Annotated in this window: 21 protein-coding genes and 1 tRNA gene; 14 read left to right on the top strand and 8 right to left on the bottom strand. The window is 38.5% G+C overall.

Features of this window, described 5'->3' with window-relative positions:
- From CXF89_RS08205 to ccoG, 8 genes are all read left to right on the top strand, one after another.
- Positions 1-784 (top strand): alanine:cation symporter family protein (locus CXF89_RS08205; protein WP_145990810.1); only part of this gene is annotated, 784 nt, incomplete at its 5' end.
- A gap of 139 nt (positions 785-923) precedes the next feature.
- On the top strand, positions 924-1,250 hold the full coding sequence (locus CXF89_RS08200) for a hypothetical protein (protein WP_007580349.1): 327 nt from the start codon (positions 924-926) through the stop codon (positions 1,248-1,250).
- A 1-nt stretch (position 1,251) separates the two neighbouring features.
- Positions 1,252-1,533, top strand: coding sequence for a YeaC family protein (locus CXF89_RS08195; RefSeq protein ID WP_007378333.1), 282 nt, complete (start codon positions 1,252-1,254; stop codon positions 1,531-1,533).
- Positions 1,523-4,204, top strand: a complete 2,682-nt coding sequence (locus tag CXF89_RS08190; RefSeq protein ID WP_121954321.1) for a DUF349 domain-containing protein — start codon at positions 1,523-1,525, stop codon at positions 4,202-4,204. Before CXF89_RS08195 ends, CXF89_RS08190 begins: the two co-directional genes overlap by 11 nt.
- A gap of 366 nt (positions 4,205-4,570) precedes the next feature.
- On the top strand, positions 4,571-5,125 hold the full coding sequence (locus tag CXF89_RS08185) for a YceB family lipoprotein (protein ID WP_002960677.1): 555 nt from the start codon (positions 4,571-4,573) through the stop codon (positions 5,123-5,125).
- A gap of 68 nt (positions 5,126-5,193) precedes the next feature.
- Complete coding sequence (locus tag CXF89_RS08180; protein WP_121954320.1) at positions 5,194-6,498, top strand: ABC1 kinase family protein; 1,305 nt, start codon at positions 5,194-5,196, stop codon at positions 6,496-6,498.
- 93 nt (positions 6,499-6,591) lie between these two features.
- The gene (locus tag CXF89_RS08175; protein WP_121954319.1) at positions 6,592-8,010 is read left to right on the top strand and encodes a sigma-54 interaction domain-containing protein; all 1,419 of its coding nucleotides are present in this window, start codon (positions 6,592-6,594) and stop codon (positions 8,008-8,010) included.
- A gap of 145 nt (positions 8,011-8,155) precedes the next feature.
- Entirely contained in the window at positions 8,156-9,538 is a 1,383-nt protein-coding gene (gene ccoG / locus CXF89_RS08170; protein ID WP_121954318.1) for a cytochrome c oxidase accessory protein CcoG, read from the top strand.
- A gap of 25 nt (positions 9,539-9,563) precedes the next feature.
- Here ccoG and CXF89_RS08165 read toward each other — a convergent pair whose 3' ends face one another.
- From CXF89_RS08165 to CXF89_RS08155, 3 genes are all read right to left on the bottom strand, one after another.
- Positions 9,564-9,983 carry a hypothetical protein gene (locus tag CXF89_RS08165; protein ID WP_121954317.1) on the bottom strand — a complete coding sequence of 140 codons (420 nt, stop codon included), beginning with the start codon at positions 9,981-9,983 and terminating at the stop codon, positions 9,564-9,566.
- Positions 9,984-10,128: 145 nt separating this feature from the next.
- Entirely contained in the window at positions 10,129-11,052 is a 924-nt protein-coding gene (locus tag CXF89_RS08160) for a M14 family metallopeptidase (RefSeq protein ID WP_121954316.1), read from the bottom strand.
- Between the two features lie 114 nt (positions 11,053-11,166).
- Entirely contained in the window at positions 11,167-11,904 is a 738-nt protein-coding gene (locus CXF89_RS08155) for a hypothetical protein (protein ID WP_024608098.1), read from the bottom strand.
- Positions 11,905-12,186: 282 nt separating this feature from the next.
- On the opposite strand from CXF89_RS08155, the gene CXF89_RS08150 reads away from it, so the two are divergent.
- The gene (locus CXF89_RS08150; RefSeq protein WP_121954315.1) at positions 12,187-15,036 is read left to right on the top strand and encodes a UvrD-helicase domain-containing protein; all 2,850 of its coding nucleotides are present in this window, start codon (positions 12,187-12,189) and stop codon (positions 15,034-15,036) included.
- A 126-nt stretch (positions 15,037-15,162) separates the two neighbouring features.
- Entirely contained in the window at positions 15,163-17,433 is a 2,271-nt protein-coding gene (locus CXF89_RS08145) for a putative bifunctional diguanylate cyclase/phosphodiesterase (protein ID WP_101216601.1), read from the top strand.
- 23 nt (positions 17,434-17,456) lie between these two features.
- Here the strand turns inward: CXF89_RS08145 and CXF89_RS08140 are convergent, their stop codons facing one another.
- The 3 genes from CXF89_RS08140 to CXF89_RS08130 all read right to left on the bottom strand — a co-directional run bounded on the left by CXF89_RS08140 (position 17,457) and on the right by CXF89_RS08130 (position 19,455).
- The gene (locus tag CXF89_RS08140; protein WP_121954314.1) at positions 17,457-17,855 is read right to left on the bottom strand and encodes a hypothetical protein; all 399 of its coding nucleotides are present in this window, start codon (positions 17,853-17,855) and stop codon (positions 17,457-17,459) included.
- 1 nt (position 17,856) lies between these two features.
- A complete protein-coding gene (locus tag CXF89_RS08135) occupies positions 17,857-18,771 on the bottom strand; it encodes a zinc dependent phospholipase C family protein (RefSeq protein WP_121954313.1) in 915 nt (304 codons plus the stop codon).
- Positions 18,772-18,867: 96 nt separating this feature from the next.
- Positions 18,868-19,455, bottom strand: coding sequence for a hypothetical protein (locus tag CXF89_RS08130; protein WP_121954312.1), 588 nt, complete (start codon positions 19,453-19,455; stop codon positions 18,868-18,870).
- A 262-nt stretch (positions 19,456-19,717) separates the two neighbouring features.
- On the opposite strand from CXF89_RS08130, the gene CXF89_RS08125 reads away from it, so the two are divergent.
- Complete coding sequence (locus CXF89_RS08125; protein ID WP_101216600.1) at positions 19,718-21,355, top strand: cyanophycinase; 1,638 nt, start codon at positions 19,718-19,720, stop codon at positions 21,353-21,355.
- 103 nt (positions 21,356-21,458) lie between these two features.
- A complete protein-coding gene (locus CXF89_RS08120; protein ID WP_024590530.1) occupies positions 21,459-21,707 on the top strand; it encodes a hypothetical protein in 249 nt (82 codons plus the stop codon).
- A 277-nt stretch (positions 21,708-21,984) separates the two neighbouring features.
- On the opposite strand, the gene CXF89_RS08115 is transcribed toward CXF89_RS08120, so the two are convergent.
- Both CXF89_RS08115 and CXF89_RS08110 read right to left on the bottom strand, forming a co-directional pair.
- Positions 21,985-22,061, bottom strand: a tRNA-Pro gene (locus CXF89_RS08115).
- A 110-nt stretch (positions 22,062-22,171) separates the two neighbouring features.
- Positions 22,172-22,795, bottom strand: a complete 624-nt coding sequence (locus CXF89_RS08110; protein WP_007580376.1) for an arylesterase — start codon at positions 22,793-22,795, stop codon at positions 22,172-22,174.
- Here CXF89_RS08110 and CXF89_RS08105 point away from each other — a divergent pair, their 5' ends adjacent.
- Positions 22,796-23,509: an ABC transporter ATP-binding protein gene (locus tag CXF89_RS08105; RefSeq protein WP_008137049.1), complete on the top strand. Its 714-nt coding sequence runs from the start codon at positions 22,796-22,798 to the stop codon at positions 23,507-23,509.
- Positions 23,499-26,000 carry an ABC transporter permease gene (locus CXF89_RS08100; protein ID WP_121954311.1) on the top strand — a complete coding sequence of 834 codons (2,502 nt, stop codon included), beginning with the start codon at positions 23,499-23,501 and terminating at the stop codon, positions 25,998-26,000. The genes CXF89_RS08105 and CXF89_RS08100 overlap by 11 nt, the downstream gene beginning before the upstream one ends.
- The last annotated feature ends 118 nt before the right edge of the window (positions 26,001-26,118 follow it).

Here is a 26,118-nt window from a genome sequence, read left to right as displayed (position 1 = left end):
AGTGGGTGATATATTTTATTTAATTATTAGTGATGCGTTTACTGCGCAGGCCGGTTTTGGTGCTGCTATTGGTTGGGGCGTTAAACGCGGTATATATTCTAACGAAGCAGGCCAAGGTACTGGGCCTCATGCAGCAGCAGCTGCAGAAGTTGATCACCCTGCTCAACAGGGGTTAGTACAAGCTTTCTCTGTTTACGTTGATACCATCTTTGTGTGTACTGCAACAGCATTAATGATTTTAATAACGCAGCAATACAACATTGTGGGTGAGTTACCAGCAGGGCAATTTATTGTTCAAAATGTTGATGCAGCCACTGAAGTGGGTTCAGCAGCCTTTACGCAAATGGCTCTATTTAGTGTATTTGGTAGTTTTGGGCAGGCATTTGTTGGCATCGCATTGTTCTTCTTTGCTTTTACCACAATACTTGCTTATTACTTTATTGCAGAGACTAATATTGCTTATTTAAATCGTTATTTTAAAGGCAGTATTCCGCTTGTTATCGTGAAGTTTGTGATTATGTTTATGGTTGCATACGGCATGGTAAACAATTCAGGTTATATCTGGACTATTGGTGATATTGGCGTTGGCTTAATGGCCTGGATCAACATACTAGGTATTTTAGCTATTTTCTTCGTAGCTAAGCCTGCTTTGTTATGTTTGAGCGATTATGAAGAACAGAAGAAAAAAGGCGGAAAGATCATATTTGATCCAGTTAAATTAGGCATTAAAAACGCCACGTTCTGGGAAAAACGCTTAGAGAAGCAGTCAAAAGAGGCAGAGTAATTAAACTTAGTGGGCAACTTAGAAAATTATCGCCCCAAAATTAGTTATTGGTTTGAATTCAAAAAAGACAACGAGAAATAAAACAAGTACAATAAAGGCGCCGAAAGGCGCTTTTTTTATGCGTAGTATGGAGAGAAGTATGGCGATTATTCGTTGCCCAAAATGTGCAAAATCAATTTCAGATAAACATAAGCAATGTCCGCATTGCGAAAGCAACATTGCAGAGCTAAACGACGAGCAAGTTTTGCAACTTCAGCGCGAACAGCGAATTAAAAAAAAGCAGATGTTTATAAATCACTCCTTTTTGGCGCTTATCTTATTTTTAGGTGGTTTTTTCTGTTTGTACTTTTTACAACCGCAAGAAAAAACGCTTCAGTGGTATGCTTATACTGCGGCTATTGGCGTAGGGTGTATTTGGTATCTTATAAACCGAATTGTTTTAGTGACTCTAAAAAAGAAAAAATGACATGAATATCGACAATCTTGTACAAAATATTACTCCCGAATTATTCGAACGCTTACAATACGGTGCATCAACTGGCAAATGGCCAGACGGTACCGTTTTATCAGACGAGCAAAAGCAACAAACAGTGCAGTTGGTTATGTTGTATCAAGCAAAAGTGGCTCAATCAAACGAGCAATTTACGATTGGTGCTAATGGTGAAATGATCCAAAAGACAAAAGCTCAACTACAAAAAGAATTTAAATCAGACAACGAAATAGCTAGGTTTAGTGAACATGATCTTTAAGCACCTTTTTACACCGAAATGGAAACACCCTAAGCAACAAGTACGTCTTGATGCTATCGAAAAATTAGACATTGAACGTGATGCAACCATATTAAACACGTTAGCACTTGAAGATAGTTCAGCTGAAATACGCCGCAAAGCACTACAAAAAGTAAACGAGTTACCACTTTGGTGGAAAGCGTATAAACAAGATCAAGCATTAAAAGATATAGCAGAGCTTCAAATATCTAATGCTGTTTTAAATAGCGAAAGTGCACTAACACCGCAAATTAAAAACGAATACATAGAGCGTTTTGCACCCGTTAAAACACTCGAAAAGTTAGCGTTTGCAGAAAAAGAACTGCAAGTACGCGTTAAATTATTAAAACGTTTAGCAAATCCAAAACTAGTAGAAAAAGCATTTAAAGAAGGTAGCGAAGAGCTACAAACTCAATTAGTTGAACTTGTTATTACCCATCAATTAATTAAGCCATTAGTAAAGCATGCAAAGGATGGTGCAAAAGCAGCACTTGAAACGCATATTGAAAATGAGCGTTTAGCAATAGAAATGCCACTGCAGGTTGAAAGTGCAACACGTGTTATTTTAGCTAAGTTAAATGCTTTACGTGAAAAAACAGATTTTGGTGTTGTAAATCCACAAGCCGGCGAATTAATGGCCCAGTGGCAAGCACTTGAGCTCAAATGGCTAAGTGATGAGCGTGTTAAGCTTCTTGACGAAAAATATATTTCGATTACCACTAAGTTAGATGCACACATTGAACAGCTAAAAGCGATACACGACAAAGAGCAGCAAAAATTAGCGCTACAACAGCGCCAATTGCTAGCGCTTGCAACTGTTGAAGCGTTAAGTGAAGAAATAGAAAACGCCTTACAGCTAGGCCTTGAAACACCAGAGCAAATTCAACAAGATTGGCTTGATGCAAAAGTAGCGCAAGCTAAGCAAGCTATTAGCGAAACAGAACTTGCTAATAATACGCAATCTAAACTGGCTGTAAGCAAGTTAGAAAAACTATTTACTCAAGTTGCTAAATTACCTGAGCTAACAACGGCTATTAAAGAGTACAAACTCGCTTTTACAGCATTATGCGAAATTAAGCCAGCAGAAGATTTAGCGCAATACGATGCAACTCTAACTGAATTTAATAATGGTTTTAAAGCAGCGCGTAGTCATTTAAATATTTTAGATGGTGCACTGCAAAGTACGTTTAAAACACAGTTAAATACGCATAAAAAGCAATTTTTAGCACCAATGAGTGAGCTAGTTAAGCCACTTGAAAAAAACCAAAGCCAAGCAAAACGCAAAGCTCGTGATGTTAAACGCCTAATTGAAGAAGGTCGTTTTAATGTTGCCTTTGGCGTGTTTAAAGGGTTTGAAGAGTTATTTAATACACTCACTGAGCAATATCAACAGCCGCTTGTAAATATAAAAGCGGAACTTGAAGCGCAACTTGCAGATGCTAAAGATTGGCAAAAATACGCTGCAGCACCAAAGCGTGAAGCTTTATTAGAAGAAGTAAGTGCATTAGTAAGTGAAGAGTGTACTGACCCACAACAACGCGCAGAGCAAGTAAAAGTGCTACGCAAGCGTTGGAATGAGTTAGGTCGTTTAGATACAGATGAAGAAAAGCAACAAGGCGTGCAGTTTGATGAAAAAATCGAGCTGTTATTTGCACCTTGTCGTAGTTACTTTGCAGAGCAAGAAGTACAACGCGAGGCCTCAAAAGCACAACGCGAAAGTATTATTAGCGACATGCACGCGCTTCATTTACAGCCTACGGCTGAGGATGACTTTGATTGGAAACAATATGAAAGCCAATACAATCGTTTAAACAAAGCGTGGCGCAGTGTAGGTAAAGTTGATCCTAAAACATACCGTACACTAAACGATCGTTATAAAAGCGAGCAACAACAAGTACTGGCTTTATTAAACGCATTTCATAAAAGTAATGCCGTACTTAAAAATGAATTAGTAGAAAAAGCGCAGCAATTATCACAAAGCGATGATTTAGCCGCTGCGTGCCAAGAGTTGAAGCAAATGCAGCAGCAATGGCAAACAATTGGTTTTGCAGGTTTAAAAGCTGAAAATGCGTTATGGCAAAAATTTCGTCAATTTAACGATGAAACATTTACTAAACGTAGTAGCGAATTTGAGCAGCAAAAACTTGATCAAAATGAGTCAGATAAACAAGCAGTTGCAGAACTTGCTGAGCTTGAAGCAGCACTTAGCGATGTAAATCAAAGAGCACAGTTGCACGACCTAGAAACAAAAGTGAAAGGGTACACGCAATTTAGATCGTTAGCGCCAAAAGTTACTAAGCTACTAGCAGCTATTGACGATAAACTTGCATTGCTTACAAGCAAATCAGAGCAAGCTAATCTAGATGCGTTAATTACAGCACTTGAAAACAATGAAGCGTTACCAAGTCAGTATCAAGCACCACTTAAAACAACATTAAGTAAAGAGCAACTTATTACGCGCATGGAAATATTAGCGAACGTAAGTTCAACTGATAAGTCACTTAGAATGGCAGAACAAGTAGCCATGTTAGATGACAAACATCGTGGCGAACATGCTGATTTAAACTATTATTTAAAACAGTTATTAGCGCTCAGTGCTGGTTCAGTTGAACCTGACACACTAACGCGACTTAAAGCGACACTTGCAGCTTAATACACTAGGGCGTGTTGACCTTTCGTGGTTGAATTTGCAGCAGACTGTTTGGTATTTAGGCAAGGCAGAGTCTATGTAGTGTGGTTATTCCCCATAAATAGGCGATAACGCAGCATAAATGCCAAACATGCGCTGCCCTTTGGGTTCTTTCTAGGGACGATTAACTCTTTGTTGCTCGGTTTTGACTTAGCCTGCTAGGTTACAAACCTCACGCCGCGATTAAATCGACCCTAGATTGAACAAATTTCAATCCACAAAGGTCAACACGCCCTAGAACCAGCGTAATATATGCTGGTTACTATTTTAATAAGCCGCTTTAATAGCGGCTTTTTTATGTACCACTAATTTATAAACAAAAGGGTTCTCATGAGAATTTTAGTTATTATTGCAGCGTTATTTTTAACTGCCTGTAATACCACGCAAGGCATATCAGTATATTCATTTACTAACTCTGAGGTTGAGTCTGTACTGGGTAAGCAATTACCAAAGTTAAGTGAAAAAGTAAGCTTAATGGGTTTGCCGGTTCAGTTTGATGTAAACGACTTAAGTGTAAATATTGGACCTGATAACCGCGATGTTGTTGTTCTTGGTGCCGATTCAAGCGCTGAAATTAATGCATTCGCACTTAAATACCCAGTGCGTTTAAAGCTACAGATTGAAGGTAGCCCATTTTACGACAGTGAGAAAAAAGCGGTGTTTTTACGTAATATTAAATTACTTGATTCGAGTGTTGATGCCGGTGGTTTCAAAGGTAATTTAGGTGCACTTGATAGCCAAGCAATGGATGTTATTAATGCTTTTTTAGCGGTTAACCCTGTTTATACTCTAAATATGGATGACCCTAAAATGATGCTACTTAGTAAGCTTCCACTTGATATGAAAGTGGTTGAAGGTGCAATTAAGCTAGTACCTCGTCTATAAGTAGATCTACCTACTTACAATATACGTATTAATTAGCCTGACTTTCAGGCTAATTAGGTTTTAATATTATGGCGGCTCCTCGTACTGTTCCCACTTCTCGGCTTTCTCGCTTTGCAAAATTAGGCTCACTTGCCACAGGTGTTGCTACCAATATGTTATTTGATGGCGCTAAGAGCGCGCTAACCGGTAAAGGTTGGGACAATAAAAGCTTACTACTACAACCTAAAAATATTGAAAAGCTAGCCACACAGCTATCTCATTTACGTGGCGCTGCAATGAAGCTCGGGCAATTACTTTCAATGGATGCCGGTGATTTACTTAGTCCTGAATTGGCTCAGTTACTTGCTTTACTGCGCTCAGACGCAAATCCAATGCCTCATAAGCAGCTTGTTGAAGTGTTAAAAGAGCAATGGGGGGATGAGTGGCTAGCGCGTTTTTCTCATATTGAGTTAAGGCCTTTTGCAGCGGCTTCTATAGGGCAAGTTCATTTAGCTTATAAAGAAAATGGCGATCAGCTTGCTGTTAAAATTCAATACCCTGGTATTGCAAAAAGTGTAGTAAGTGATGTCGATAACGTTATTTCTTTATTAACGATTTCTCGATTATTGCCAAAAGATCTTAATATTAAACCACTTATTAGTGAGGCTAAAGCGCAGTTATTAGCCGAGGCTGATTATAAGCGGGAGGCTAAGTACTTAATACGTTATAAAAATGCACTAGCAAGTAATCCCCACTTTAAAGTGCCTAACGTATATCCAGAGCACAGTACACAACAAGTACTTACTATGGAATATATAAAAGCAGAGCCCATTGAGAGCATTACAGAGCTACCTGATAGTCAAAAAAGCTTTGTTGCAGAGCAACTTATTGATTTGTTTTTTAAAGAAATGTTTGAATTTAAATTAATTCAAACCGACCCTAACTTTGCCAACTTTCATTATCAGCTTGATACACAAAAAATTGTTTTATTTGATTTTGGTGCAACGCGAGAAATATCAACCGAGCTTAGCCGCGCTTATTTAGCTTTATTTAAAGCGGGTAGTGAAAACAACAGAGAAGGTGTACTTAGAGCGGCTTCACACATTGGTTATTTTAAAAATGACTTAGTTGATGAGTATAAAAACAACGTCATTGATTTATTCTTAATGGCGTGCGAGCCACTGAGAGCAGAAGGGGAGTTTGATTTTAAAAATAGCGAACTAGCGCTCAAAATTAAAAATGCAGGGCTTGCTCTTAGTGGGCAATCTCAGCAATGGCATACACCGCCCGTTGATGCGCTATTTATTCACCGAAAACTTGCAGGACTTTACTTAATAGCCGCAAGGCTAGGTGCAAAAATAGATGTAAAAACGCTATTTCAGCACTATTTATAGCGTTTTAATTTACACGTAAGTGCATTTTAAGTAATGAGTGCACTTAATGTATAAAATTGCCATAATGCTCGCGATATTTCGCGAGGTACATTTATGATAAAACAATTTTTAAACGATCCTAAATTATTGCTAAACGCAGTAGGTGAGGGCATATACGGTTTTGACCTGTCGGGTAATGCGGTGTTTGTTAATCCTGCCGCTGAGCGCATGACAGGTTGGCGAGCAGACGAGTTATTAGGTAAAAAAATACACCAATATCATCACCATACTCATGCTGATGGCACACCTTATCCCGCTGATGAATGCCAAATATATTGCACCATGTTTGACGGAAAACGTCGTGAAGTTAAAAATGAAGTTTTTTGGCGTAAAGACGGTAGCTCATTTGCAGTGGAATACACCTCAACACCGGTTTATCAAAATGATGAGTTAATTGGTGCTGTAGCGGTATTTCGCGACATATCACTGCAACAGCAAACACAAAATGCACTGCAAGAGGCACTTGAGCAAGTAAAGCATTTAAGTGAGCAGCTAAAAGATGAAAACAACTACTTAATTGCAGAACTTAACGAAGATTGGCAAGACTCAGGGCTAGTTGGACAAAGTCATATATTTCAAACCATGTTAGATCAAATAAAACTGGTAAGCGAAACCGACAGCACAGTGCTTATACTTGGCGAAAATGGCACGGGTAAAGAATTAGTAGCTCGTAATTTGTATCGACTAAGCAAGCGTAGCGAACAAGCCTTTATAAAAGTAAATTGCGCCGCATTTACACCGAGCTTGCTAGAGTCGGAATTGTTTGGCCATGAAAAAGGCGCGTTTACAGGTGCCAATGAACGCCGTAAAGGGCGTTTTGAACTTGCTGATAAAGGCACCTTGTTTTTAGATGAAATAGCAGAGCTTCCACTTGAGGCGCAAAGTAAATTACTGAGAGTCCTGCAAGAACAAGAGTTTGAACGTGTGGGTGGCAGCAATACGCTAAAAGTAAATATTAGAGTGATTGCAGCGACTAACCGCGACCTGTGGGAAATGGTACAAAAAGGCACGTTTAGAATTGATTTGTATTATCGGCTTAATGTATTTCCTATAAAAGTACCCGCCCTTAAAGATCGAAAAGAGGATATTCCTTATTTATGCGCTAATTTAATTGCGCAGATAAATAAACGACTGGGTAAACACTTAAAAGGGCTAAGTAAAAAAGCAATTACGCAGCTGCAAGCCTACAATTGGCCAGGCAATATTAGAGAGCTGCAAAATGTACTTGAACGCGAAGCTATTTTATCTAATCAGGTTGTACTACAGCTAAGTCAGCCTTTGCAAGCGGGTGGTGAAGTAGTTATTAACCCTTCACTTACGCTTGATGAAGCGCAAAAGCAGCATATAACCTCTGTTCTTGTGTTATCGCACTGGCAAATATCGGGTGATAAAGGGGCAGCAGTTAAATTGGGCTTACCTGAGAGTACACTACGCTCAAAAATGCGAAAGTTAGGGATTGCTAAAAATTCGTGATATATCGCGAAGCGCGTTTAATATCGCGAATTTTATTTTACTGCGTTGAAATAAACTGTTTAGTATCAATGATGTAAATAAAGTTTCAGCTTGGTCTGAAAGTTGCAAATGCTTGCATAATACCCGTCATTATGAAGCAAGTACTATGAAGTTTGATATTAAAGAAGAAGACATGATCATTAAGCCCTATAACACCGAAGGGCCAATTTATATCCGCGAGCAAAAAGGATTTTTTCAGCGCATACGCCGTAATTTAGGTTGGCTGTTAATGCTAACTTTTATAGCAATACCGTGGATCCAATATAACGGACAACAAGCTGTGCTGCTAGATGTGGCAACGCAAACCTTTACTATTTTTGGTTTAACACTCCTTCCTCAAGATTTTATGATTTTAGCCCTGCTATTTATGGTGGGGGCTTTTGCATTATTTTTTGTAACTAACTGGCTTGGTCGGGTTTGGTGTGGTTATACGTGCCCGCAAACTATATGGATGCTCATGTTTTCGTGGGTAGAGCAACGCATAGAAGGCACTCGAAATCAGCGAATTAAATTAGATAAATCACAGTGGACGCTAAGCACTTGGCGCAAAAAAATAACTAAGCACAGTGCGTGGATTATTATTTCAGTTTTAACCGCCACCTCGTTTATGGCATATTTTATTCCGGCAAAAAGTTTGTATATGGAAATGCTTACGTTTGAGTGGTCAGGTATAACGAGCTTTTGGGTGTTTTTATTCGCTTTTTGTACTTATGGCAATGCAGGGTTTTTACGCGAAAAAATGTGCACTATTGCTTGCCCGTATTCTCGTTTTCAGGCTGTTATGTTTGATAAAGATACGTTGCTTGTTACATATGATAGCGAGCGTGGTGAAAGCCGAGGACCACGTAAACGCAAAGCTGATCCAAAAGAGCTTAACTTAGGTGACTGTGTAGACTGTAACTTATGTGTAGAGGTATGCCCTGCAGGAATAGACATTCGAAATGGATTGCAATATGAATGTATAAACTGTGGCTTATGTATTGATGCCTGCGACGATACCATGGAGAAATTTGGTTACGAAAAAGGCTTAATTAAATACGCGAGTGAAAAACAAATGGAAGGTAAAAAAACCAATCCATTTAGGTTAAAACTAGTAGGATACGGCGCATTAACGGCTTTGTTAATCATTTCTATGTTTGCATGGATGCTGCAACGTACACCAATAGAAGCCTCAGTACTACGCGATAGGAATGCGCTTTATAGAGTGAACTACGAGGGCCTTGTAGAAAACCCTTATACACTTACTATTATTAATAAAACGCAGCAAGCACTGCATTACAGTATTGCCATAGAGGGTTTACCAGGGGCAACGCTCTCAAGTCCGAGATCTACGCTTGTACAACCGGGTGCGATGAAAAGAGTCCCCGTTACTATAACAGCCGATGGTTACGATATTGAGCGTAAAGTGAGTAAGTTACAATTTATTGTAACAGCGCAAGAAAACGCCAGCATTACAATAACCAAAGATAGTCAGTTTTACAAAAACTAAGATTGATAAAGCAAGGTCAATTATTTTATATCAGTTGGCCTTGCTTACTTTTTAAGTTGTGAGAAATAAACTGTTTAGCGCTATCTAAATCGGTAAATATGCACTCACTAAAATTAACGTTTCTTTTTGCACACTCTAAAATGCGCTTCATTTGATTTATAGCGATAGCTGATGTGAGTACAAACGCGCTACTTAGGCAGTTGTTTGCTTTCATTAAATGGCTAATATCTATCATTTCTTTTTCTGCCTCAGGCGTTGCAGCCAAAACATCAAAAGAATCACTAATATAGGCCCAAGGCTGATTTTTGAGTAACTTTATTTTTTCGCATAGTTCAATTTTAAACGCACGAAGAAGCCCTGAGGTGATGTATCCCGAAAAGTGAGCGATAACAACGTTATTTTCAGTATAGAGGCTTACCTGTCCATATTTGTTTTTAAACCCCAATGTATACTCCTTGAATTTGAGGGAAGGCTAACCTTATACCTTTAAATTCAATAAAACCAGTTCTTTTGGGTTGTTTTTTGTTATCAGATTGTTTCTTGTTTGGGGCGAGTACTTAATTTAATGAGTACCCGCTCTTGAACAGTGGTTAATCTTTTGTAGAGGTTGTAATGTAATTTAGCGCGCTCGTTATAACGGCTACTTGTGCCAAAATACATTCTTCATCGGTGGCAGTTGGGCTATCTGGGTACACTTCGGTAGTGGTTACATAGGGTGCATCAGTAAAGCCCATACATAAACCTAAATCGCGTGCTGCATAGTTAATCACGCCAAATTGCTCTTGAGGTACGCCTATTAGCTGGTTATTTTCATCGCTCGGTGCAATATGAGTTACCTTTGCAACGCTTTCTATAATGACTTTTTGAAACTCCGGCTCAGGCTTTTTGGTATCTGCAACTAAATAAAACCCGTCAGGTATGTTCCAGTTAGTATTTGTAGTGCCTTCACGCGCAGCGAGTGCGGGTCTAAATTCACTGTTATCACTATCTGTTGTTTCGTGTAAATCAATATGAGCGATTAAGTCAGTACCTAATGATTTTACAAACGCCATAATAGCGGCTGATTCTTGAGCTGGGCTTCCCTCGTAAAATGAGCGATTAGGATCAATAGCATCTGGGTTCCAGCGGTTTATAGTCTCATATCCCCAAGGGCTAATGCAGGGTGCAACAATAATATTAAACTGTTCGCAATATTGCATAGCCGATGTCTTAGCAAACCTAAGTGCGCCATGTACGCCACTGGTTTCGTAGCCATGTACACCACCGGTGATTAAAACAGTTGGTTTATTAGCATTAAAGTTAGGCGTTTTTAATATATATAATGGGTAAGTGCCAGCGGTGTAATTAAGCTCGCCGTATTGCTCTATATCTAAGGTGCTCTTAAGGTCATTAATTAGCGTTACGACTTCGTTTTGGTAACTGCGTTTAATGTTTTGGCGTGTTAACCACTGGACTTTATCGTTGTCATTCCATTTTTTGCCAGGTGTGCCAATAGGGTATGTGCTGTTAGTCATAATAAACCTTTATATCAATTGTTATTAGCTCTCCTATAAATAAGGAGGGCAATTACAATTGGTAGAGTTACTTAATAAAGGCGTAGCTTAACGCTCAGTAAATTAGCGTGCAAATTAAAACGTTAAAGTCATATTTTTTATAGCGCGCGATTGCTGGGATTTAATATAGCTTTGGTTTGCGTATTCACCCGAAATACTACCGAATCGATCGCGTTTAACACTAATTGTTAAATCACACGTTTTACCTTGATCTACTTGCGAGCTGCTAAACATATCTAAACTTTGCAGATCTATTTCAAGGCGCGAAGTGTTAAGCGCAAAAAGCGTTGATTGTAAAAGTGTTTCATTATTATTGTTAGTGCAGCTACTGCTAAGTTCTACTTGGCTAGTACTATTAGGATCAGTGCCATCTAGCTGAACTGTAAGGGGACTATTAATATCAAAATTTTGATTGTTACTCGGGGTTAAAATAATAAAATTTAAAGGCAACTCCACGCTCGAATTAGCATTTATGCCATCATCCCGTTTAAATTTTATATCAAACTGTTGGTTATCGTCAGTGGCATTTATATACGCTTGGTAATCAACGTCTAAAAAGTCGGTATCTTTTGTAAGTACAATAGCAGTGCTATTAACAACAGCTTGTAATGAGTCGCTATCGCTTAAAACAATGTTAGAGCCATTAGCATCGCCTGCATTTAGTTCTGCGTTAACACGCGTGCGGTTACCGTCAGAAACTAGTTCAAAACCTGCCCAAATACCTTGTGTTTTTACTAAATCCGACTCTGTTTCTGACGTGCAAGCGCATAATGCTAAAATTAAAGCCGTTGTGGTAATGCATTTTTTAAGCATGTTAGCTCCTTTAAACCACTTAATTAGGCTGTAAATAATTGTTTAATTGGGAATATACCTAACAATTATATGAAGTGTAAGTTTGTATATGTGCATTGTTACACAACAAGCTATCTATAAATGTTTAAATTTGTTAATGGTTGTAAATAAAGTATTAACCACTAGGTTTAAAAACTAACTTACCAATTAAATTGTTTACTAAGTAAGCATCGATTTAGCGCTAAATGTATTACAAAAGAGTATGTTACAATTAAGGTAAAGCATATCTTCATATTGAGTATTATGGCGCAGTATATTGCTACTCCAAGTTGGCTAGGCCGTTTTTTTACCCGTATTAAACACGTAGCTATTGAACAAGAGCGCCTTGTTGTGCATTTTAGAGGTGCTCCCGCACGGACATTTTTAATTAAAGACTTTTATAATTACTCAATACTTAAAAACCGTTTATTTAGCGCCAAAATTAATTTGTGCGACAGTAGCAATACATCAATTAGCTTTTTAAACAAATTACAAGCGAACGCTTTAAATACGGCCCTTAACACGCGGTTTTCAACCCTGCTTGAGCAAAAGGTAAATAACGCAAAGATTTCGCTTAAGCGCTATGCTTTAGATGAGTTTTTACGTGATAGTTCCATAAAAACACTTAATAATGATGTGTTTTTGCTTACCAAGCAGTACGCTAAAAGTACAAGTGTGTGGCAACAACACTTATCGCCAAGTAGTATTAAATTTTTAAATATACTAAGCACCACACCCAATACTCACGATGCAATTGCACAGTTGCGCCATAAATATGAAAAAAAACAACTAACTCTTAAAAATGACTTTTTTAATCAAGTAGAGTCAAATCCATTAACAACAGAGCAGCGCTTAGCGGTAATACGCGATAACGATAAAAATTTAGTATTAGCGGCAGCAGGCACAGGTAAAACATCTGTGATGGTAGCAAAGTCTTTAGATTTAATAGCATGCAATATTGCCAAGCCTGAGCAAATTTTGGTGCTGGCCTATAATAAAACAGCAGCAAATGAGATTAAAGAGCGCTTTATTAAACGCGCCACGCATGCAAAATTGCATACCAAAGCACCCACTATTTTAACGTTTCATGCGCTTGGGCTTAAATTACTACAAAGTGCTAAAAAGCCAATCGAATTATCAAAATTTGCAACTGACCCAGTTCAATTAAATAGTTGGTTAACTGGGTGGGTAAGTAAAAAAATACAAACCGAACCACAGTTTTTAAAAGCATTTTTAGATTTACTCCATGAGCCGATTGATATATTTAGCTTTAAAGATAATGCACAGTACGAGCGGTACGTACGCGATAACGAATACCGTAGCCTTGCGGGTCATAAAGTAAAAAGTTATCAGGAAGTGCTTATTTCAAACTGGCTACATTTGAATTGCGTACCGCACAGTTATGAGGTGAATTATCACTTTAGCCAAGGCGCAGAGCTAAGTGGGCAATACCAACCAGACTTTTATATACCTCAATATGATATTTACCTAGAGCACTTTGGCATTGATAGGCAAGGGAATACACGTGCCGATATAGATAAAAAACATTATAACGAGCAAGTTGCATTTAAGCGCAAACTGCATAAACAAAATGGCACCACCTTACTCGAGACCTTTCATTACAACTGGGTAGAAGGAAAGCTAGAGCAAACCCTCGCAAAGCAATTAAAGAAGCATAATGTTGAATTAACACCTTTAAGTAACGACGAAATATTTCATACTTTAAATAACTCAGGGCAGTTACAGCAAGGGATTGATAAGTACATAAAATGTTTACAAGCTATTCGAGTGGAGCAACTAAGTAATAAGCAAATAGAACAGCGCATTAAGCAAAGTGGTATTAAAAATTACCAGCAATATGCAAACTTGTTAGTGCAAATTCATGATGCTTATATAAATGAACTAAACGCGCAAAGTACCATTGATTTTGACGACATGATTATTCAAGCAACAAAGGCGATAGTAAGCGGAGATTTTAATATTCCATGGAGCCACATTTTAGTTGATGAGTTTCAAGATATATCAAGCGCGCGCATGGCTTTCATAAATGCCATATTAAAACATGGTAACGGAATACGCTTTACTGCTGTTGGTGATGACTGGCAAGCAATTTATCGGTTCTCGGGTGGTAATTTAGCGCTTACTACACGCTTTAATGAATTAGTGGGCAGCCACTCTCTTACTATGCTGCAAAAAACATTTAGATATAACAATAGTATTAGTGATGTAGCAGGGCGTTTTGTAATGCAAAACCCTGAGCAATATAAAAAGCAGATCAGCACACATACACAAGTAACCACACCACAAGTTATTTTATTAGACGATTTATACCAAGGTACTAAATCGATAGAAATGAAAGTACAACAGAGCATAAGCACTATTCAAAAAAATGATGCATCAGCGAGCATTGCCATACTTAGTAGATATAGATACATGTTAAATAGCGTGCAGCAACATTTAAAAGATAAAAAGCATACAAACTCTCTTTATTTTTGGACATTGCATAGCGCTAAGGGGCTTGAAGCCGATTACTGTATTATTATTGGTTTTGAACAAGGTAAATTAGGGTTTCCTAGCGATAATCAAAATAATGTGCTGGTGGAGTCGTTATTACCAGAGCAAGATGAATTCACTCACTCAGAGGAAAGGCGTTTGCTTTATGTAGGTATTACGCGTGCTAAACATAAAGCGTATTTAATTGCAGACCCTTATGCATGCTCAGCGTTTGTAAAAGAATTAGTAAATGACAATTATCCCATTCAAATCGCTTCAACGTTGTTTAATAAGTCGCAACTAAAGCAAAGACAGTGTAGTACGTGCAGCGACGGTTTAATTGTGCCAAAAACGGGTCAATATGGTGATTATTATAGTTGTACTAATACGCAAATTTGCGAAACTAAATTACGAGTGTGTAAAAGCTGTAGTGGCCCATCGATTTATAAAAACACGTACTCACAATGTGTGAATACAGAGTGTAAAACGCAGCACCCAATTTGTGAAAAGTGTGGTCGCGAAATGCGTAAACGCAAATCTAAGCACGGTGAGTTTTTAGGGTGCAGTGGTTTCGCTCTTAAAGATGATAACTGTAAAAACACTCGAAAAATGATTGTTTAACGGCTAACAGGTAGGTTTACACCTGTCTATTTTATAGAACTATGTAAATAGAAATTATATTCATTTTATTGATTTTAACAAGTTATCAATGTCTAATAGAAGAATGAGCTTTAACTGTTGTTTATTATGCATTTTTTCAATAGGTTCTTTTTATTAAATGACCATTATTCAGCCCCTGGTCAGGTTGCCAATTGGCGAATAAGTGCACTGCGCATTATTCTATCATTAGTAATGGTGTTATGCTTTGCTGTGGCGTGCCACACGTACACAAGCGCTATTGAATTTAACTTAATTTATATTGTTGTATTAACAAGCAGCTTTCTTGCTACTGCATGTGGTTTACTTATAGCAAGTAAGCGTTTTTATCACTTTAGCGCTCATGCACTTTTAATAGCCATTGTAGCTGCTAGCGTGTCAATGAACTTATTTTTAACAGACCTAGAGCTTGCTAAAGTGGGCTCTATGTATATGTATTCTTGCCCGATAATAGCACTTATGCTACTTGGTTATAGAACAGCTCTTGCTTATGGCGTATTAAATATTGCGCCGTTTTATATGATCATCAATAACGTTGATGTCTCGGGTTTAACCGGCATAGCTCAACAACTTCCCGATGCTGACTTATACATTACAGGGCTTATATTTTTATTTTTTAACATTTGTATTCCCCTTGCTGTGGCGCGCACAATTGTGGCTGCTAAGCGTTTAAACAAAACAATGATAAGCGCTAATACACACCTTAAAGATAAAAATGAGCTTTATCGAAGCCTGTTCACCGAATCAAATAAAGCCAAAATTATTGTTGACGAAAATCTTGTCATTACTGATTTTAATCAACATGCTATTGATATGTTTGGTATAAAAAAAGAATTAAAAGAAGGAAGCGTTAATCTTTCTCATTTATTTCCTACCTTAGTCTTTGACGACTCTAATGCTCAAAATAAAATTGTGAAGTACAAAAAAAGTTATTTTAAAGCCAGTTATCAGCAAATAACAATGAGTACAAACTACCGTGTATACGACTTTTACGATTGCACGCAAGAGCAGCTCATTAAACAAAACTTATCGATGATGGAACAAGAAAATAAACGTTTACGCTTTAGAGACTCGCAAACAAAACTACCTAATAGAGAATGGTTTGAGCTGCAATGCGACAGATTAACAAGCAAATACCAAAAAGGTTTTTATATCGTTGTTGCGCAAAGTGCAAATAGTGAATACTTAAATTTGAAGCTCACTAAAGCCGACTCTCAAGCATTACTTATTAACGCGTACAAGCGTTTAAAAGCGATGCCAGATGGGCCCCTTTTGTGTGCTCATATAGGAGTAGGAAAGCTTGCTTTTATAATTGGGACAAACTCGCAAAGCGAGCTTGAAGATAAGCTATTAATGCAAATAAAAAATACATTAGATAAAACATATAATGTATTTGGCACTAAGTGTCAGCAATCATTTTTATTTGGTTTTGCAAAGTATCCTGATCATGGAAAAAACAGCACAACAGTACTTAGCAATGCATGCGAAGCACTTAAACTAGCAAATTGTAATATGCCTCTAAGTGGTTATAACGAAAAACAATCACAAGCTTTTATCGAAAAATACGAAATTTCAATGTTATTAGATGAAGCGCTTCAACAAGGCGATTTGTCGGTGCACTATCAACCTAAAGTAGATGCAACGGGTCAATGTATAGGGCTTGAAGCCTTAGCGCGTTGGAACAGTCCAATACTGGGTAATGTGTCGCCAGTGGTATTTATTCCTATTGCAGAAGAATACAGAATGGTTAGTCGGCTAACCGACCTGATTATTCAAAAGGTGTGCGCTCAAATTGCTGATTGGACTAAGGCGGGTTTACCGAGTGTGCCGGTGGCAATAAATATATCTCTAATTGATTTTAGCCAAACCGATTTTATGTCAAAACTGGTTAAATACCTTGCCGACTTTAATGTAAAGCCACCTCAAATAGAGTTAGAACTGACTGAAACCTCTCTTGAGGCAAACCAAGCGCATTCGCTAAAGCTTATGCAAACGCTGCAATCGTGGGGTTTTACTATTTCGGTCGATGATTTTGGGGTAGGTTATTCTAATATTGCACGCCTTGCCGATTACCCTATTAACAAGCTCAAGTTAGATCGCTCATTAATAAGCCAAGTAACGAGCTCTACGCGTCAAAAAAGTTTAGTTAAAGCGGTGCACGTTATGTGTGAAGAACTTGATATTAAGTGTGTAGCCGAAGGAGTAGAAACCCAAGAGCAAGTAGCAATAATGACGCAAATGGGGTGTAAAGAATTTCAGGGCTTTTACTTTGCTAAACCAATGCCGGCCGAAAATTTTGCAGAGCATGTTAGCCGCCATGGCTTAGTGTTTAACCCTAAAGAGATGACGGCTCAACTTTAAATGTATAGCGGGTATTTTACTACCTAATTACAGAGCTGTTGGGCGTTTATGGTTATTTCGCACTGATGAATAGCCTCAGCTCCCCAATGCTGTATATCTGATTGAGCAGTGCAGCCTGCATCTTCAATTAAAGCAGTATTGGCATCACATAAGAGTAGCACTGCGTTATCATCTTGTACGTTTACAATAAGCGTGTATTCCCCAAAGTGTGCAAGTTTTCTTAAATCGTTATTAACAGCAGCTTTTAATAACTCATCAGTTGTTGAATAGGGTGTTTCACTAAATTTTAATGTGCCATCAACGGCTGTAGCAATATCTTTTAATTGCGAGGCTAAGTCGGCCATCGCTTCTGGATTGTTATTTTTTGAAGTGTAGCAACCGCTAAGTAATACTATGAGGCTTATACAAAGTAAGTGTTTCATTTTATTTGCTCCATACCGTCATCGTGTTGTGTTCATCGTAGCCTGTATCTAGGTTCCAATTTTTAATTGCACTGTAATCAGTATCTAAAAATACGGCATTGGCAATAATGGTTATGTAGTGCTGAATGTTACTAACGGCAAAGTCAAAAATATCGTTGTAGTGCATAGGCTCGTGCGGCGTTTTTAGTTGTTCAATAAAAGTGGGGTCTACTTCGTTTGGGCGAGGATAAAACAAGCCTAAATCAGCAGCAACATGGCGTGCACAGGCAAATAATCGATAGCTTTCTTCAACATTATTTACTACAAGCTGAAAACCGTTATGCCATGAATTAAAGTTAGGAGCGTGTTGTGCTGCGTAGCTTGGGTGAACCGTTAATAAAGCATGTTGCCAAATTTTTGCAATATCGGTATCAAAATTATCGTCTTTGTTAGTACAAGATCCAATATTTTGTTGCACGCGGTCAGCATAACCTAACTCACCTAAATTTAAACGCTGCCAAATAAATGCATCTTGGTTCATTTCGCAGGCACGGTGCGCCGTTTGATTTTGCTCATACGGGCCTACTTTTAATTCAACAACCGGATGCACCGTTATATCCGCAGCAACATGGGCCATATAACCGCATAACCAAGCAAAACACTTTTCAAATGCTTCACCTTCAAGTGTTTTACAGTGTTCAATCATGGCTTTAAGTAAATCGCCTGTGTGCTCATAGTGCATTAGGTCGGCCCACGCATTTTGGCTAGGCTGCGCTACAGCTAAGTAAGGATAATCGGGGGCTACACAGCCTAGTTCAAGGTATGCTTGGCGTTGGCTTAAAATAAGCTTTGCTTTTTTAGGCATATCCATTTTAGCGAGTGACTTGGTTTGCGTTGCAATATTAACGGCTGTGATGTGCGCAAAAGCACCTGGCATTGTCATATCCTTATGATTTATTAATAAGGGTACAGATTAACATTGAGAGGGGGTTAAATAAAGCCAAGTGAAGTGCTTGTGAGTGTTTAAAAGGGACTAAATTAACTGTTCAATTAGTTGTCCATCTTCGTACAGCTTAGCATATTGGCGTTTATGTTCTTCAAACAGATAGGCGCGTAATTGCTCTTGTCCGCTATGAATCTGAGTGATTTTTGCTGCAATCCCTAGGCTACTTTGCCTAACGGGTTCTACATCTATCGATATGCTTTCTTTGTTGGGTAAGGTAAAGCTCATGTGCTGTAATTTTTTTAAGCTCTCTCCACTTTTTAATGGTTTTAAAAATATTCCAGTACTGGAAATCGATTCAATATTAAAACCTTGGCTTTTAATATTTAGCTCACTCCAGCGCCAACTACGTTGAGTGCCCTTTGTATCAATTACTTCTGGTGCGCTCAAAGTGGGGTTAATTACACCTAACTCATCAATTTTTAATTGCAAGGGAAACCAAAGTTGGTAATTAGCAACTTTAGCAAGCAAAGTTAGATTAGCGTGGGTAAAAAGGTGAGCAATACTCGCGGGTATAGAGCTTTTCATTGTAAGCATATGGTCGCGAGGGGAACGTTGTTTTGTATTTGGTTTGAATAACTCAGCAAAAAAATTTATCTCTTCATTAGAGAAGTCCATATTTCACCCTAGTTACATAAAACAATGCACCACCGTAATTTAAACAATGAATTTGATCAATAAATGCTCTGTTTAAATTTGTTTAGTTAATATTTATAATGGCAAAAGGGCAAACTAAACAACGTATTTAAATGAAGTGCTTAACGCTATCGCTTTTCAGGGGCTTGAATTATTTAACATTTATAAAAATATATTTAGGCTCAAGTGGCTAGCTGTTAAACTACAACATATTAGTTTTATAATTTATATTAGAGTTTACATTATGATATGTGCATTTTTACGTGATCAACAGCCAAAGTTACTAGGTATGTTAGTGGCATTGTTTGGTGTTGGATATTCAATAAATGCAGTGGCTCAAGAGCAAAACCAAACTTTAATTTTAGTGGGGTCAGAGCTTACTACCTGTACTAGCGCAAAGCTTAACAATTGCCAAAAAGAGACTGCTATTGATGGTAAGTCACATAATTTATATGCTGTTAGCAACGCTCAAATAAAAAACATCACGCAGCACTGGCCTAATAATAACGTTGAGGCAAAAACGGCTGTATTAAAAACACTTAAAACCTTGCTAGGTAAATCGTCAAATAGCGTATCTAAAACAGATTTATTATGGCTATGGCGCGATATAAATAACCAGCAATTAGAAAGCCTGACTCAGCAAGAATACAACTTTGTATTTGATATGCTAGAAGTGCCGCTACTTGATAAAAACGGTGAGCGCTTAAAAGAGCAAGTAAATACCGATTTTAATATTGAGGTTGCGACTAATAATATTTTACAATTTGTGTCGGGCAGTTTAAAAGTTAATAACGCAAAACCCACCATACTTGCTATTACGGCATCGAGCCGCGACCCTTATGAGTCGGCAGATGTAGCGCAGAGTCTTTTAGCACAATCAAATATAAACACTCAATGGTTAGCACTAACGCCAGCACTTGCTAAAGCGATTACGAGTAACTCGTGCGATGAATTACCCGCTCTCAGAAATACATTAATGAATGTGTATAACCGGGAAGCAATTTATCCAGAGTACACAAAGGCCGAATACGCTTTATGCAAAAGTGGCACTAATGCACTTGTATCACTTATTAAAAATAGTACCGGTGTGATGTTTAATAGCGGTAATGCAGCATTAACTCACAAGGTATTATTTGATCAAAACAATAACCCATACCCGTGGACGCAAGCATTGCAAACTCGCCCAGTAATTGTAGGTGAAGGCGCGGGCGCAGCAATCCAAAGTAAAGTGACGGGCATGCTTACAAATACGACAAGCCTTGAGGCACTTCGCAAAAATGAAAATAACATTAATGCTGGTGGACTTGGCAGCTTTAATTTTGGTGTACTAGATACTCAATTTAGCGAACAAAACCGTACATTTAGGCTTACAGCAGCGTTAAATAAAAACGAAGTAAAAAATACTAAAACAGAGATTCAACATGGTTTTGGTATTGATGAAAATACGGCTTTGGTTGTTATTAAATCATCAGAAGGTGGTTTAATAACCGTAATAGGCAAAAGTGGTGTAGTGCATTTAGCTAACCAAAGTAAAGCACAACCTGAGAGTAAGAGCTATAGCTACTCGTACTGGCCTACAGGCAGCGTAATTGATATTACCAATAACACGTTTATTCTAAGCGAGCGCACCATAGACCAAGCGTTACCGGCTATAAAAATACCTCCATTGCCTGTGCAGCGCTTTGGTGCAATTTTAACAAATTCAAAACTGCGCTCACTTACTCAAGCTATGTGCCTAAGCCAAGAGCAAAGTGCGGTAGCTCAACAAGATGAGTTTATAATTAGCCTTACAGCAACGAGTGACACACAGTATCATCGCGTTAATGCAAAAGAGTTTGGTTGTGCGCTAAGCAATTTAGAGTTAGCTATAAAGTCGATTTAGTTACTAACCTGAGCCAAGGGTTTAAGTTTTTGGCTCTTCTCTATAAAATAGCCACCATAATGATTTAAAAGCCTAGCCAAGGCCTTACTAAAAGAGTTTTAAAATGAATAATGAAAATGACGTAATTGATACTTTAGCCGAACTAGAAAGCTTTTTAATAGATGTCGAAAACGGTGGTTTTGGACTTAAAGGTGTTGCCGGTGTTGGTATGGCTACTAATAACAAAGATGGCAGCCGTTTTGTTGCTGTGTTTGACGACCAACAAAAGCTACTTTTAGCGCGCGGTATTACAGAAGACGTATTCCAAACAGGGCAAGACATGGTACGTAATGGTGTAGGGCGCAAGCACTAGTACTCTAGTAAAGAAAAGCGCTTAGTGCGCTTTTTTATTTTAATTTCAATAAATTGAAATCAAATGCCTTCATACAGATTCCACAAAGGCCACTTCAAGTTAATAACAATTAAATACAAACCCCTCAAAAACCACAAAACTTGCCAGCTAAACTCTGTTTTATTAAGTGCGCTTAGATAAATAAGATAGTGCTACAGATAAATTGTAGAATCAAAACAGATGAGTTTTGGCTATATTTTGAAGAGAAGTTTAATTTATTGATATAGAGGTAATTAATTGGTCGGTATGGAGAGATTCGAACTCTCGACCCCTGCCACCCCATGACAGTGCGCTACCAAGCTGCGCCACATACCGATTTGTATGCAATAGTACGTGTATTTTTTTAAAAATCAATAAGCGATTGTTTGTTTGGGTGTTTATTACGCAAGAGACCTAAAAAGACACTCTTGCGGTATATTAATTGGCTAGTCTTTATTTAACCACTTTTTGATCGAGTCATACATCTCATCGCGTATTAATGGCTGAGCTTTTTTGTTAGGGTGTAAACTATCGTTTTGCATTAGCTCAGGTTGACCTGCAACATCGAGCATAAAAAAGTTCATTAAATGCGCATTTGTCTCTTCGCTAACGCGCGAGAAAGTGTCTGTAAACATTTTGCTGTAACGCGGACCGTAATTAGGGGGAATGTAAATCTCCATTAAGGCGGTCATCGCATTAGCTGCTTGGCTTTTTTGAATAAGAGACGTTAAGTTAGTTTGCATTTTTTTGACTGGAAAACCACGTAAACCGTCATTAGCACCTAGCTCAATAAGTACATGAGTGGGTTCGTATTGCTCAAGCAATGCATCTAAACGGCGTAGGGCTCCACCAGATGTTTCGCCACTAATACTGGCGTTGATAAGTTCAATGTCGGCTTGTTCGTCATCGTATTTATCTTGTAACAATTTTACCCAGCCTTCTTCTTGTTGAAGTCCGTAGGCTGCGCTTAAACTGTCACCGAGTATTAAAATCGTGTTGTCGGCTGCTGCGCTCAGCGGTTTGATAACTAAAAATAAAATGAATACTAAACGAAGGATTGAATGAGTCATATGTCAGCGCTTTCTCAATTAAATATAATTCAGGTTAATGGTTTGTCTAAAGTAGTCTCTACCTTTGAAGGTGAGCTGCCCATCCTCAGCGACATCAGCTTTAATGTCAAGCATGGCGAGTCTGTTGCTATTGTTGGCACGTCGGGCTCTGGTAAATCAACGTTACTCAGTTTATTAGCAGGGCTGGATACCGCTAGCAGCGGCGAAATATTTTTAGATGGCGAGCCATTACACAATTTAGATGAAGAAGAGCGTGCTGCACTGCGCGCGGCTAAAATTGGATTTGTGTTTCAATCGTTCATGTTAGTACAAAGCTTAACGGCACTTGAAAACGTTATGCTACCAGCAGAGCTTGCTGGCGAAAGTGATGCGAAAGAGCAAGCAATTGCATTACTTGAAAAAGTAGGCTTGAGCCATCGAATTGATCATTACCCGTCGCAACTCTCTGGCGGTGAACAACAGCGTGTTGCTATTGCGCGAGCATTTATTGGTACGCCTAAAATATTGTTTGCTGATGAGCCTTCGGCTAATTTAGACAGCAAAAACGGTAAAATGATTGAGTCGTTATTATTTGATTTAAACACGCAACACGGCACTACGCTTATTTTGGTTACTCACGATGAAGGGCTTGCACAAAAATGTGAGCACATTATTCAAATAGAAGCGGGCTTACTGGTAAAAAGCCAAGTAGAGGACGTTGCTAATGTGGGTTAAGTTAGCGCTTAAGTTATTTTCGCGAGAATTTCGCCGTGGTGAGCTAACAGTTATAAGCGCAGCTATCGCCCTTGCTGTTTTAACCGTGCTTACACTGTCTATGGTTACTGAGCGAATAGGGCAAAGTATTGCGCAAAAAAGCAGTGCTTTTATTGCAGCAGACCGTGTACTTGCAAGCGATCATGTTCTCGACACTGCTTTTATTACTAAAGCACAGAGCCAAAATTTAAAAACGGCGCAAATGGTGTACTTCGACACTATGTTGTTTGCCGATGATGAAATGCAGTTTAGCTCAGTAAAAGCGGCATCTAATGCGTACCCGTTAAAAGGGCAGTTAAAAGTTAAAGATACCTTAACAGGTGAAACTAAGGTTGCTAATAGCGGACCAACGCCTGGTAATGTGTGGCTAAGTGAATCAGTATTTTACAGTTTAAATATTGATATAGGCGCGCAAGTAGAGCTTGGCGCTGCATTATTTAATGTTTCAAAAGTTATTGTAGAAGAGCCTGACGCGCCATTTAATGTATTTTCGAGCAGCCGTCGTGTGCTTATTAATATTGACGATGTGGCAAAAACCGAAGTTGTGCAGCCAGGTAGTCGTGTTTATTATCGCCAACTTTATGCAGGTAGTGAGGCCGATATAAATAGCTTTTACGAGTGGCTTAAACCACAAATGAAAGAAAACCAACAATGGTACGGCGTTAAAGACCGTCAATCACCTATTTCAAATAGTTTAAACCGTGCAGAGAGCTTTTTATTACTTGCCGGCCTATTAGGTATTATTTTAGCCGCAGTGGCTATAGCCGTTTCAGCAAAACGTTATTGTGAACGACAATACGACCCAGTAGCGATGATGAAAACGCTAGGCGGTAGCCGCTCAATGATCCGCAAAATATACATGCTCCATTTATTGCTTGTATGTGCAATGGCGGTAAGTATTGGGCTGTTAATTGGTTATGGCTTGCAAGAAATAGCAACAAGTTACTTATCAAAAAGTATGGGCACAGAGCTACCTTTAGGTGGCTTTAAACCTTGGCTGGTGGCTATAAGCACTGGCGTAATTTGTGCCGTTATGTTTTCTATTAAACCGTTATTTGATTTATTTGATATTCCACCGCTTAGAGTGCTGCGCCGTAACTTAGGTGACAAATTGGCAGTTAGTCGTGTGCATTTAGGAATGAGTGCGCTAACCGTGTTTTTATTAATGTGGTTATTCAGTAACAACATAAAAATAACGCTTATTTTGTTTATATCAACACTTGCGCTAATTGGTGTGTTGTTTTTGATATCTAAATTAATATTTGGTGGCGGTCGAAAATTAGGGCTTAAGCCAGGTAACAGTTGGTCGCTTGCAATTGCATCTATTCAAAAGCGTGCAAATGTGAACGCGGTACAGTTAATTAGTTTTTCATTAGCGATTAAATTACTGCTGTTTTTAGTGGTACTTAAAAACGACATGATATCTGATTGGCAATCGCAACTTCCAAGCGACGCGCCTAATGCGTTTTTAGTTAATATTACGCAAAATGAGCTTGAGCCAATTAATGAGTATTTAGCACAAAAAGATATTCAGGTATCAGAGTTTTATCCCACTATTCGTGGACGCGTAAATGCGGTAAACGGCGAGTTGGTAGCACGTTCTGTATCGCTGCAAGACAACGAGAAAAAAGACGAAGAAGCACGTGCAGGTATTGGCCGCGAGCTAAACCTTACATGGCTTAAAGATGTGCCTGACCAAAATGAAGTAACACAAGGCACGTGGTTTGGTGAAAATGCGATGGCTGAAGCCTCAGTAGAGGAGTCGATGCTTGACCGTTTAGATGTTGAGATGGGCGATACGCTTACATTTTTAATTGGTTCGCAGTCATTCGACGCTAAAATTACCAGTGTGCGCAAAGTTAATTGGGCCACGCTTAAACCTAACTTTTTTATTATTTTAAGCCCAGATGTACTTGCAGATTTTCCGGCAACGTATATTTCGTCGGTACGTATAAACCCAGATCAAAAGCGTGATTTTAGCCAGTTATTGCGTACTTACCCTACTATTACAGCGATTGATATTGATAACTTTGTTAAGCAAATACAAACAACTATTTCGCAAGTATCACTCGCCATTGGCTTTGTACTTGCAATTGTTGTGCTGTGTGGCGCGCTTGTACTTATATCGCAAGTGCAAGCTAGTTTAGGTGAGCGTATGCAAGAAATTGTCATACTGCGAACGCTTGGCGCTAAAAGCCGATTAATTAAAAACGCGACCTTGTACGAGTTTTTATTACTCGGCGGTTTAGCTGGCTTAGTGGCTGCATTTTTTAGTGATATAGCGCTTTTAATTGTGCAGCAGCAAATGTTTGATTTAGCAGGTAAGTTACATCCGCATATATGGATTATTGGTCCGGTAGCTGGCGGTGTATTTGTGGCTGGTTTAGGCTATTTAATGATTGCCCGAACACTTAAACAAAACACCCAAGGATTAGTGCGTGCCCTAGGGTAAGTTTAAACTAACACGCTCCTGCAAATGCCCACCTAATACGTGGGCATTTTTGTTTTTCTTTGTACTGGTAATTTATACAGTGCTCTGGCATTATTAGCGTAATTTAAAAATAATAACA

This window comes from Pseudoalteromonas sp. MelDa3, assembly GCF_002863625.1.
Lineage (GTDB): Bacteria > Pseudomonadota > Gammaproteobacteria > Enterobacterales > Alteromonadaceae > Pseudoalteromonas > Pseudoalteromonas arctica.
The sequence above is the reverse complement of the archived record's forward strand: the minus strand, read 5'-3'. Positions and strand labels throughout refer to the sequence as shown.

Coding starts and splice junctions, on each gene's coding strand:
- CXF89_RS08200 (WP_007580349.1), top strand. CDS start 924: ATGGCGATTATTCGTTGCCCAAAATGTGCAAAATCAATTTCAGATAAA.
- CXF89_RS08195 (WP_007378333.1), top strand. CDS start 1,252: ATGAATATCGACAATCTTGTACAAAATATTACTCCCGAATTATTCGAA.
- CXF89_RS08190 (WP_121954321.1), top strand. CDS start 1,523: ATGATCTTTAAGCACCTTTTTACACCGAAATGGAAACACCCTAAGCAA.
- CXF89_RS08185 (WP_002960677.1), top strand. CDS start 4,571: ATGAGAATTTTAGTTATTATTGCAGCGTTATTTTTAACTGCCTGTAAT.
- CXF89_RS08180 (WP_121954320.1), top strand. CDS start 5,194: ATGGCGGCTCCTCGTACTGTTCCCACTTCTCGGCTTTCTCGCTTTGCA.
- CXF89_RS08175 (WP_121954319.1), top strand. CDS start 6,592: ATGATAAAACAATTTTTAAACGATCCTAAATTATTGCTAAACGCAGTA.
- ccoG (WP_121954318.1), top strand. CDS start 8,156: ATGAAGTTTGATATTAAAGAAGAAGACATGATCATTAAGCCCTATAAC.
- CXF89_RS08160 (WP_121954316.1), bottom strand. CDS start 11,052: ATGACTAACAGCACATACCCTATTGGCACACCTGGCAAAAAATGGAAT.
- CXF89_RS08155 (WP_024608098.1), bottom strand. CDS start 11,904: ATGCTTAAAAAATGCATTACCACAACGGCTTTAATTTTAGCATTATGC.
- CXF89_RS08150 (WP_121954315.1), top strand. CDS start 12,187: ATGGCGCAGTATATTGCTACTCCAAGTTGGCTAGGCCGTTTTTTTACC.
- CXF89_RS08145 (WP_101216601.1), top strand. CDS start 15,163: ATGCATTTTTTCAATAGGTTCTTTTTATTAAATGACCATTATTCAGCC.
- CXF89_RS08140 (WP_121954314.1), bottom strand. CDS start 17,855: ATGAAACACTTACTTTGTATAAGCCTCATAGTATTACTTAGCGGTTGC.
- CXF89_RS08135 (WP_121954313.1), bottom strand. CDS start 18,771: ATGCCAGGTGCTTTTGCGCACATCACAGCCGTTAATATTGCAACGCAA.
- CXF89_RS08130 (WP_121954312.1), bottom strand. CDS start 19,455: ATGGACTTCTCTAATGAAGAGATAAATTTTTTTGCTGAGTTATTCAAA.
- CXF89_RS08125 (WP_101216600.1), top strand. CDS start 19,718: ATGATATGTGCATTTTTACGTGATCAACAGCCAAAGTTACTAGGTATG.
- CXF89_RS08120 (WP_024590530.1), top strand. CDS start 21,459: ATGAATAATGAAAATGACGTAATTGATACTTTAGCCGAACTAGAAAGC.
- CXF89_RS08110 (WP_007580376.1), bottom strand. CDS start 22,795: ATGACTCATTCAATCCTTCGTTTAGTATTCATTTTATTTTTAGTTATC.
- CXF89_RS08105 (WP_008137049.1), top strand. CDS start 22,796: ATGTCAGCGCTTTCTCAATTAAATATAATTCAGGTTAATGGTTTGTCT.
- CXF89_RS08100 (WP_121954311.1), top strand. CDS start 23,499: ATGTGGGTTAAGTTAGCGCTTAAGTTATTTTCGCGAGAATTTCGCCGT.